This window comes from Roseibium sp. AWQ4_290 (assembly GCF_056160985.1).
The window spans coordinates 249,445-259,743 of sequence record NZ_JBSWYG010000005.1; the positions used below are offsets into that span (position 1 = coordinate 249,445).

Genomic DNA, 10,299 nt, shown 5'->3' on the forward strand with positions numbered 1-10,299 from the left:
AGAAACGTACAGGTGTCACGCGATCAGGGCCTTGCGCAACATGTTTCCGGCCAGGAGCAGGATTGTCAGCGCAAAAACCAGCTTCAGCTGTTTCGCGGACAGCTTGTGGGCCAGCCTCACCCCGAGCGGCACCGTCAGCATGGTGGCAGCGACCACCAGAAGGACCACCGGCAGGTTGACATAACCGATGGTAAAGGGCGGTTTGCCCGCGATCTGCCAGCCGGTGGCCAGAAAGGTCAGGAAGCCGGGCACGGAGATCAGAAGACCAAAGCCCGGGGACGTGCCTACCGCCCGGTGCGGGGGCACCCCATAAGCGGTCAGAAGCGGCACGGTGAAGGAGCCGCCGCCGATCCCCATCAGGGCAGACAAAAAACCGATCACCATTCCATAGGTCCGGCCAAGCACCGGGCGCGGAAGCTCTGATGAAAGCCGCCAATGGGCCCGGCCAAGGGCCATATAGAGACCCATGGAAACGCCAATTATCCCGAACACCAGTTGCAGGTCCTGAGAGCGCAAGGAGGTGGCCGCCGCCACCCCGGCGACGGACCCGAGCGCGATGAACGGCCCCCAGCTGCGGATCAGGTCCACACTGACGGCGCCACGCCTGGCATGGGCCAGCACGGAGCGGAGCGAGGTGAAGATGATCGTGCCGGTGGAGGTGGCCACACAGATCTGCATCAGCTGATCCGGGTGAAAGCCAAGGGTGGTGAACATGTAGTGGAAGGCGGGCACCAGAATGATGCCGCCGCCAACCCCGAGCAGGCCGGATATCAGGCCTGCCAGTGCACCGCACAGGATGACAATGCCGGCCAGCGGCAGGGTGTCCGCTATCATGTCCATCTTCTGACGCTGTCAGCTGGGCCGGCCGGGCAAGCCGGTTCCGTCCGCAATATCGGCAAACAGGCCGGTCATGCCGAGCAGGGCCTGCCGGGCCAGGGATTTGAGGATATGTTCGTCCGGAGCGTGCTGGCTGCAGCCCGCATAGCTGTGCGGGATCCAGATTGTCGGCAGGCTCAGTACATCGGCAAAACAGTCATTGGGCAGGGAGCCGCCCAGATTTGGCAGAAGATGCGGCCGGGCGCCGGTTGTCCTTTCAAGGGAAGCGGACACGAAGCCGACCCAGGGATGGTCCGGGTCCAGCCGGGTGGCCGGGAAAGATCCAAGGTCCGGCTGCAGAACCTGGACTGTTTCAAACCCGTTCTTGTCGAGATGGCGCCGCAACGCGGGGACGATGTCGTCGGGATCGGTACCGACCACAAAACGCAGCTGGCAGGTGGCCCGTGCCCAGCCGGAAATCGCGTTGACGGGGGCGTCCGGCACACCGGATTTCATGGCCAGTACCGCAAAGCTGTTCCAGCCAAACACCCGTTCGGCGGGGGTCAGATCCGCTTCGCCCCAATCCCCGTCCAGGGCAATCCCGGCTTCTACTGCCGGCAGGACGCTCAAGACCTCACGGATGCGCGGGGTCAGGCTGTCCGGGCGCCATTCGGGCACCTTGATCTGGCCGCGCGCATCGGTGATGCACGCGAGCGCATTGGAGAGAATGAGGGCGGGATCGGCCAGGAGGCCGCCGAAATTGCCGGAGTGATGGGCGCCTTCGCGCAGATCGACCAGAAGATCGAAGGTGGCTCCGCCCCGTGAGCCGGTGAAGATCGTCGGGCAGTCCGGCTTCAGCCGGGGGCCGTCGGAGGCGATCAGCACATCGGCTTTCAGCAGGTCTTTCTTGGTTTCACAAAACTGCTTCAGGCCGGGCGAGCCGTTTTCCTCGCCCATTTCCAGCAGGATCTTGGCATTGAAGCCTAGCTCGCCTTGTGCGGCAATCACGGCGGCCAGGGCGCGGATATTGATCAGGTGCTGGCTCTTGTTGTCTGCCGTGCCGCGCCCGTAAAGCCGGTCGCCTTCCTCGACAATCTCGAAAGGGGACAGGCCCTCGCGCCACTGCTCCGTCTGGGCGCGCACCACATCGCCGTGGCCATAGGTCAGTATGGTGGTGAAGGCCGGATCCTCGATGCGCTGCCCCACCAGAATGGGGGCGCCGGCGGGGGCTGGATTGTCGTAGAGGCGGCAGTCAAATCCGAGCTCGGTCAGCATCGGGATCATTGCCTCGTTGAGATAGGCCAGAAGATGAGGTTCGCCGCGCTCTTCCTGGCTTTCGCTCGGGTAGGCGACAAGATTCTGCAAGTCTGTCTTGAAGCTGCCGCCGTCGAAATAGCTGGCACTGATGTTCAGTGCCGTGTCTTTCAGTGTCATGTTAACCTCTTGAAGGGAGATCCGCTTCTTCGATGCCGTCGCCCCAGGGACTGAAGGTTTCGGTGGTGCCGGAATTCAGGCCATCTTCGCGCAGCACGCCCGCCGGGCACGCAAAGGCGTAAGGGAACGGCAGGCGCTTGACGGTTTCCGTCGGTCCATGGGCGGACAGCGCTTCGGTGACCTGGCCCTTCAGCCGGGCGTCCGCCACAATCTGAGCGCCGCCGGAGACATCGATCCGCGGAGCCTCGAACGCCTCCTGAAGGCTCATCCGGCCGTCGATCAGATAGGAGGCGATCTGGCCGACAGCGGCCATGATCTTGCGGCCGCCGGAGGCGCCGAGGGCAAAGCGGCGTCCGCCGGCCTCGCCGGTCACCGGGCAGATATTCATCAGGCAGGCCTTGTCCGGCCCCAGGGAATTCGGTTTGCCCGGTTCCGGGTCAAACCACATGATGCCGTTGTTCAGGAGCATGCCGGTGGATGGGGAGACCACCTTGGAGCCGAAAATCGACAGCAGGGTCTGGGTGACAGCCGCCATGTTGCCAGTCCGGTCGACAATCGAGAAATGGGTGGTGCAGCCAGGCGCGGCCGGATGCTCATGGTCGCCCATTGTGTCCAGGCGGTGCGCATAGGCCTTCTGGAAGGCTTTTGCATAGGCCACATAGGCGGCTGCGTCCGCTGTGCCTGTGGCCGCAATCCGGTCCTGCCAGCTGTCCGGGTCCGGCCAGGTGTCAGCGCTTTGCCAATGTGCCATGGCCTGGGCCAGGGTCGGACCGGCGGTGAGGCCCGGCATTGCCGAAATGTGCCCTGGCCCGTAAGGGATCTTCAGCGGCACTTGCCATTCGGCTTCATAGCCTGCCAGATCGCCAGAGGTCAGGAAGCCGCCTTTTTCTGTCACGTCCTTCACCAGAGCAGCGCCAATGTCGCCCCGGTAAAAGTCGGCCGCCCCCGCCTTGGCCAGCTGGTCAAGGGTCTGCGCGTGCCGGGACTGGTCCAGCCGGATGTTGGAGAGAGCAGTCCAGCCGGCGGATTTCGGCCAGGTGCCGTCTTCCAGAAAGAGGGCGGCTGCGTCCCGGTCGGCGGCAAGTTCACGGGCTGAGGAGCCGATGATCAGGGAGGCGTACCAGTCCACATGCAAGCCCTTGCGGGCGTGGGCGATGGCCGGCTGGAGCAGCTCTGCCCAGGGCATGGTGCCAAAGCGGGCATGCATGGCTGACATTCCTGCGACGGTGCCGGGAACGGCCACAGAGCTCGCACCGCGCACATTCCGGTCGTCCTGCACCGCCTGCCAGGGGAAGAGATCGGAGGCCTTGCCCTTTCCGGACAGCGGGTAATGCGCCACATCCAGGCTGGCGGAAGAGCGCATGCCAAAGCGCAGGGCGTGGGACTGCTGGTCCTCAGCGGTCCATAGCATCATACCGCCGCCGCCCATGGGGCCGGACATCCACGGCTCCAGAACGCCAAGAGCAAAGCTGACGGCGACGGCCGCATCAAAGGCATTGCCGCCTGCGGCCAGCACGTCTGCGCCGGTTTCAGCGGCAACGGCGTGCTGGGCGGCAACCACGCCGCCCTGGCAGCCTACCGCGCCGGGTTTGCGGGTGTTTTGCGAGCGGGAGAAAGACGACATCAGGCGATCCCTCCAGCCAGCGCAGGGGGCAGTTTGGAAATGTCCGGCACGTGCCAGTCCTTGCCCGGCTGAGCGTCGAGTAGTTTCTTCGTATAGGGATGTTTGGGGCTGCCGAAGACGTCCGTGACCGAGCCCTGCTCCACCACATCACCTTCCTGCATCACCAGCAGGTTGTTGCAGATTTCAGCGGCGACCCGCAGATCATGGGTGATGAACAGAACCGTGAGGCCCATTGCGTCGCGGATTTCGTTCAACAGATTGAGGACTTCTTTTTGAACCGATACGTCGAGGGCGGAGACCGCCTCGTCGGCGATCAGCACTTTCGGCTGCACCATCAGCGCGCGGGCAATGCAGATCCGCTGCCGCTGGCCGCCGGAGAACTGGGCCGGATAGCGGTTGAGCGCATCCGGGTCGAGCCGGACAATGCGCATCAGCTCCTTGGCGCGCTCCATCGCCTCAGCGCGGTTCTCTCCAAAATTGACCGGCCCTTCCACCAGTTGGTCCCCAATGGTCCGGCGGGGATTGAGCGAGCCGTAAGGGTCCTGAAAGACAATCTGGATGTCTTTGCGGAATGGGTGCAGGTCGGCCTTGGACAGGGAGGCAATGTTGTGGCCATTGACGACCACATCGCCCGCGTCCGGGTCTTCCAGACGGATCAGGCATTTGACAAGGGTCGACTTGCCCGAGCCGGATTCACCAACAATGCCGAGGGTTTCGCCCCGGCGCACGGCAAAGCTGATCTTTTTGCAGGCATGGACGGTGCGGCCGGGCCGGAACATGGTGCCCTTGACGTGATAGGTCTTGTCCAGATCCGTCACGGTCAGGATCGCATCGCTGTCGCCCGGTTCGGGCAAAGCTTCGGGGTGGCGGCGCGGCACCGCATCGATCAACAGGCGCGTATAGGGGTGCTTGGGCCGGTTCAGCACCTCTTCGGCCGGTCCCTGTTCCACGATCCGCCCGTGCTGCATGACAATCACCCGGTCGGCGATCTCTGCCACAACGTCGAAATCGTGTGTGACAAACATGATGCCGGCGGCGTGTTTTTCCCGCAGTTCCAAAAACAGCTTCAGGATCTGGGCCTGGGTGGACAGGTCCAGTGCGGTGGTGGGCTCGTCGGCAATCAGGAGGGCAGGGTCGAGGGCGAGCGCCATGGCAATGACGATCCGCTGGCGCTGGCCGCCGGACAGCTGATGCGGATAGGAGCCGTAAATGCGCGCTGGGTCGGGCAGGTGCACCTCTTCCAGAAGGGCAAGGGTGCGCTTGCGCCGCTCGGCGGCAGGCAGGCTGGTATGCTGCTGGAACATTTCCTCAATCTGGTTGCCCACCGTGTAACACGGGTTGAGCGCGCTCATGGGCTCCTGAAAGATCATGGCCATATTCTTACCGCGCAGCCTGGCATGGGCGGCCGGTGGCAGGCTCAAGACGTCCTGTCCTGCAAAATGGATCTCACCGGCGGAGGGGGAGAGCGCCTTTGGCAGCAGGCCCATGGTGGTAAACGAGGTGATCGACTTGCCGGAGCCGGATTCTCCGACAATGCAGACGATTTCCCGGGGATTGATGGTGAGCGACAGGTCTTCCACCGCAAAGGGACGGTCGCCGCCCTCCGGCAGCCGGACGCTGAGGTTCTTGATCGACAGGATGGGATCGGACATCAGTTGCGTCCCTCCGGAGCGGTAACATCGCGGATGCCGTCGCCGAACATGTTGATGGCCAGCACGAGCAGGAACAGGGCGACGCCTGGAATGGTGATCAGCCAGGGTTCGAACAGCAGCATTTCCTTGCCTTCAGAAATCATCAGGCCCCAGGACGGGGTGGGCGGCTGAACGCCGAGGCCCAGAAAGCTCAACGCGGCTTCCAGAATGATGGCATGGGCCATTTCCAGGGTCAGGATCACGATCAGGTGGTTCATGACATTGGGCAGAATATCTTTCACCAGAACCCGGGAGAGCGGGGCACCAAGCACTTCGGCCGCCGCCACATATTCCAGCGCGCGCACCTGCATTGTGGCCGAGCGCAGCACGACCGCAAAGCGGTCCCAGAGCAAAAGGCCAAGGACAGCGATCACCACATGGAGCGAGCCGCCGAATAGGGCAACAACGGCAAGAGCCACCAGCACCACGGGCATGGCCAGACGCACATTGATGAGAAAGGTGACGGCCAGATCCACCCGGCCGCCGAAATACCCGGCCAGAATGCCCAGAATGGAGCCGATGATGGCGGAGATGGTGGCGGCGAAGAAGCCGATCATCAGGGAAATCCGGGCGCCATAGACCATCCGGGCCCAATAGTCGCGGCCCAGGGCGTCCGTGCCCAGCGGGTGCTCCCAGGTGCCGCCGAGAAAGACCGGCGGTTTCATGCGTGCCAGGAGGTCCTGGTGATAGGGGCTGTAGGGGGTCAGAAGCGGCGCGCAGATGGCCACGAGCACCATGGCCAGAATAACGGCGAAGCCGAACAGGAGCCCCTTGTGGCTCTTGGCCCGCCGGACCATGGCCTGGCGGGGGGAGAGCGGTGCCTTGCGGGGCGGTGTGACCGGCTCCACGGCCGTTGTCTCAAGTGTCATGTGATTGATCCGGTCTTGGTCAGCCGATGCGCAGGCGCGGGTCCATCCAGGCGTTCAGCACGTCCGCAAGAAAGGTGAAGAAGATGTAGAACATGGAGAAGATCAGGATCAGCGCCTGCATGGTGGGCAGGTCATTGCGCGAGATCGATTCCCAGGCGAGATAGCCGGCGCCATGCAGAGCGAAAATGGCTTCCACCACAACCGAGCCGCCCAGCATGAAGCCCATCTGCACCGCCGCCAGGCTGACCACGGGAATGACCGCGTTGCGCAGTGCATGCTTGAACAGAATTTTCGATGGGCCAAGGCCCTTGGCCCGGGCGGTGCGGATATAGTCCGCGCTCAGAACCTCCAGCATCCCGGCCCGGGTCAGGCGCATGATGGCCGGAGTGGCGTAATAGCCCAGCACCACGGTCGGCAGAATGAAATTCTGCCAGTGATCGGACCCGGAGGCGGGCACCAGCCCCAGCTTGATGGAGAAGATCACGATCAGGATCAGCCCGAACCAGAAGGACGGGATAGCCTGGCCGACGACGGAAATGAACAGGGCGGCCCGGTCGATCAGGGAATTGGGCTTGATCGCGGCGGCCACGCCCATGGGAATGGCCAGAAGCAGGGCGAAGCTGATGGCGCAGACGCCAAGCGTCATGGTCACGTGCAACCTGTCGGCGATCAGGGTGGTCACCGGCAGGTCGAAATACCAGGACTGGCCAAGATCTCCGGACAGGGCGCCGCCAAGCCAGTCGAAATACTGCACGATCAGGGGGCGGTCGAAGCCGAAGCGCTCGTTGATCAGGGCAAGGTCCTCGGCGGTGGCGTTTTCTCCGCCAATGGCAACGGCCGGATCCCCGGCCATGAACAACAGGCTGAAACTGATTGCCGAGACAACCAGCGCGACAAGCACCGCAAGACCGAGGCGCTTGAGGATGAAGAAAGCCATACCGGCATCCCCGTGATGTCAGGAAAAAGAAAACGGGCCGGAAAAGCTTCCGGCCCGCAGGCTTTGGGGGTTACTTCCAGCTGAACTCGTAGAAACGGATGATCTCATCCGGCGTCGGCTGGAAGTCCATGGCCGGGTCCATGACATAGTTCACATTGTAGGTGAATAGCGGCACCCAATAGGCTTCCTTGATGATCTTGTTCAGAGCCTTGGCATAGAGGTCCTTGCGCTCGTCCTTGTCGATCGTGGAATCGGCCTTGTTGACCCAGTCGATGATTTCCGGGTCCTGGGTGTCGTCCAGAGGACCGCCGGTAAAGAATTCGCCGACAATGGCCGAGGCATCCGCCAGGGAGTAGGAGCCCCAGGTCTGGAAGGAAATCGGCACTTCGCCCTTGGTGCGTTTTTCCCTAAGGGCCGCATATTTGAGGTAGTGGAAATTGGTCTTGATGCCGACCGCATTCAAAAACCCGGTCATGGCTTCGGCGTAAGGCCGGTTGCGATAGGCATAGAAGTCGATTTCGAACCCGTCCGGATATCCAGCCTCGGCCAGCAGTTCCTTGGCCTTTTCCGGGTCGTAGTCATAGGTCGGCAGGTCCTGGGTGCAGGCAAACTGGACCGGTGAGCAGGCGCTGTCGATCACCTGGGAGGAGCCCTTGACCAGAGCGTCGACAATCGCCTGGCGGAAGATCGCGTGATAGATCGCCTGGCGGACCTTTTTCTTGGTCATCGGCCCGTTCGGGTCAACCCGGCCGGCCGCGTCCATGGACAGATACCCGATGCGCATGGCTGGCGCGTTGGCCACGGTGAACTTGCCCATGGCGTCCAGCTTCTCCGCCTGGTCAGCCGGAACGTTCCAGAGGAAATCCAGGTCACCATTGAAGAGTTCGGCAATCTGGGTATTGAAATCCGGAATGGTGCGGATGTCGACCTTGCCAACCTTCGCTTTGCCCTTGGGGCCGTCATGGTAGTTTTCGTTGGCTTCCAGCACAAAATGCTTGCCTGGCTCCAGCTCGGTCACCTTGAAGGGGCCGGTGCCGATGGGCTTCAGGCCCATGCCTTTGGGACCAACTTCCTTGTAATATTCATCCGGATACATGGGCACCGGACCAGCCAGGAATTCTTCGGCCGGAGGGAATGGCGCGTCCAGAATGATGCGCACGGTATAGTCATCGACCTTTTCGGCGTGATCCATCCAGCTGACATTCTTCTGGTTCTTCGCGCCATTGTCCGGATTGGCGACAAAGTTGACCGTGTAGACCACATCATCGGCGGTGAACGGCTCGCCATTGTGGAAGGTCACGCCTTCACGCAGCTTCAGTTCCAGGGTGACATCGTCAATCCAGGTCCACTCGGTGGCCAGGTTGCCCTTGTATTCGCCGGTTTCCGGATCGCGGTAGAGCAGGCCGTCCCAGACGGAGTGGGTCAGCAGCAGGCCTTCGCGCGCCGTATTGAAATAAGCATCGGCCGATTCCAGCTCTTTTGGGAAAGCCATATTGACGCTGTTGCTTGCCTTATCGGCAAGAGCTGTGCTGGACATGACAGTTGCCAGCAGCAAAGCGCCAAGCAGTTGCGGGGATTTCATTAGACCAATTCTCCTGTTCTCCTGCAGTCGGCAATTCTTTATTGTATGCTTCTTGAGACTATTTATATACAAAATAGAAAAATTGTATGCAATCCAGAGGCGCATAAAAAATGGTCAAGTCGTCAAAATCGGCAGCGAAAATAAGTGCAGACATAGAGCAACTGATTGCGGAGGGGGCATTTTCCGACGGAGACAAATTGAACGAGGTGGCGCTGGCCGAGCAGTTCAACGTGTCCAGAACGCCCTTGCGCGAGGCGTTTTTGATCCTGGAATCCATCGGCCTGATCGAGCTGATCCCCAACCGGGGCGCCTTTGTAAGGAGGCCCTCCATGGAGCGGCTGGTGGAAATGTTCGAAGTGATGGCGGAACTGGAAAGCTGGTGCGTGAAACTGGCGGCAACCCGGATCACGTCCGCGCAAAAGCTCTATCTGCGGCGGGCGGTTAAGGATTGCGAAACCGCCCTGCAGGAGAGCCGCACCGACCTTTATTACGAAGCCAACCGGCGCCTGCATGAAACGCTTTATGAGGCCTCGGGTAACACGGTTCTGGCGGAAGAGGCGGACCGGATGCACCGCCGTCTGCGGCCATTCCGCCGGAAACAGCTGGAGGCCACCGGCCGTTTGGCCCGGTCGATGCGCGAGCATCTGGACATTCTCGAAGCGATCGAGGGCAGCGATGCCGAAAAGGCCGCCAGCCTGATGCGCGATCACATCATCACCTTGTGCCAGACCTATGCGGATTTCATGGTGACCGGCTTGGAAGAGCCAGCGTCAGCTGTCGGCAAGTGGTGAAGCGGAGAATGTTCTGCATGTTTTGGGGCCGCGAAAGGGTCGGGGAGAAAGGTTTCTTTCAAAAGGCTCCCGGCCAGAGGAATCGCGCAGACCGGAGGCGTCTCAGATTTTATCCGCCAAACGGATCTGGTTTTCCGCCAGGCTGCAGCAGGACGCGCCGAGGCTTGGGAGCCAGGCTCTGATCATCGCAACGCCGGATCCGGCTCAGGCCTACCGGAAGGTTTAACCCTGAAGACCTGACAAACTCAGACAAACGCATGGCTGGCCGTTAACGCTGCTTGATTTGATTGCACACGGAGTGTGTGACTTTGGCCAGATGGCGTGATGAAGCGTTGCCGCAACTGCGGGGCCTGGATTCAAATTGTATATGTTTGCAAGTGGTGACCCCGACAGGATTCGAACCTGTGACCCTCAGATTAGGAAGCCAATTTTCTTGTATTCCATTGTTCCCCGTCAGCAACCATGAGACATATCGGCGAAATTGCTTAAGGAGGATTTCTGGCACATCGTAGCCCGCCAAGGGAGCGAAGATGAGACAGAAATCCGGGCCGGAAG

8 protein-coding genes are annotated in these 10,299 nt (G+C 61.5%); 1 reads left to right on the plus strand and 7 read right to left on the minus strand.

Annotated elements, in window-relative coordinates:
* Window positions 1–15: 15 nt before the first annotated feature.
* The 7 genes from ACXAH0_RS07430 to ACXAH0_RS07460 form a co-directional block, all read right to left on the minus strand.
* Window positions 16–834 carry a sulfite exporter TauE/SafE family protein gene (locus ACXAH0_RS07430; RefSeq protein WP_475190013.1) on the minus strand — a complete coding sequence of 273 codons (819 nt, stop codon included), beginning with the start codon at window positions 832–834 and terminating at the stop codon, window positions 16–18.
* Between the two features lie 18 nt (window positions 835–852).
* Window positions 853–2,250, minus strand: a complete 1,398-nt coding sequence (locus tag ACXAH0_RS07435) for a M20 family metallopeptidase (protein ID WP_475183922.1) — start codon at window positions 2,248–2,250, stop codon at window positions 853–855.
* 1 nt (window position 2,251) lies between these two features.
* Window positions 2,252–3,874, minus strand: a complete 1,623-nt coding sequence (locus ACXAH0_RS07440; protein ID WP_475190015.1) for a gamma-glutamyltransferase — start codon at window positions 3,872–3,874, stop codon at window positions 2,252–2,254.
* Window positions 3,874–5,526: an ABC transporter ATP-binding protein gene (locus ACXAH0_RS07445; protein ID WP_475190018.1), complete on the minus strand. Its 1,653-nt coding sequence runs from the start codon at window positions 5,524–5,526 to the stop codon at window positions 3,874–3,876. The genes ACXAH0_RS07440 and ACXAH0_RS07445 overlap by 1 nt, the downstream gene beginning before the upstream one ends.
* Entirely contained in the window at window positions 5,526–6,434 is a 909-nt protein-coding gene (locus tag ACXAH0_RS07450) for an ABC transporter permease (protein ID WP_475183915.1), read from the minus strand. The genes ACXAH0_RS07445 and ACXAH0_RS07450 overlap by 1 nt, the downstream gene beginning before the upstream one ends.
* A gap of 19 nt (window positions 6,435–6,453) precedes the next feature.
* Window positions 6,454–7,371, minus strand: coding sequence for an ABC transporter permease (locus ACXAH0_RS07455; protein WP_475190020.1), 918 nt, complete (start codon window positions 7,369–7,371; stop codon window positions 6,454–6,456).
* Between the two features lie 70 nt (window positions 7,372–7,441).
* Window positions 7,442–8,953, minus strand: coding sequence for an ABC transporter substrate-binding protein (locus ACXAH0_RS07460; protein WP_475190023.1), 1,512 nt, complete (start codon window positions 8,951–8,953; stop codon window positions 7,442–7,444).
* 110 nt (window positions 8,954–9,063) lie between these two features.
* Between ACXAH0_RS07460 and ACXAH0_RS07465 the strand changes: the two genes are divergently transcribed.
* The gene (locus tag ACXAH0_RS07465; protein ID WP_475190027.1) at window positions 9,064–9,744 is read left to right on the plus strand and encodes a GntR family transcriptional regulator; all 681 of its coding nucleotides are present in this window, start codon (window positions 9,064–9,066) and stop codon (window positions 9,742–9,744) included.
* Window positions 9,745–10,299 lie beyond the last annotated feature (555 nt).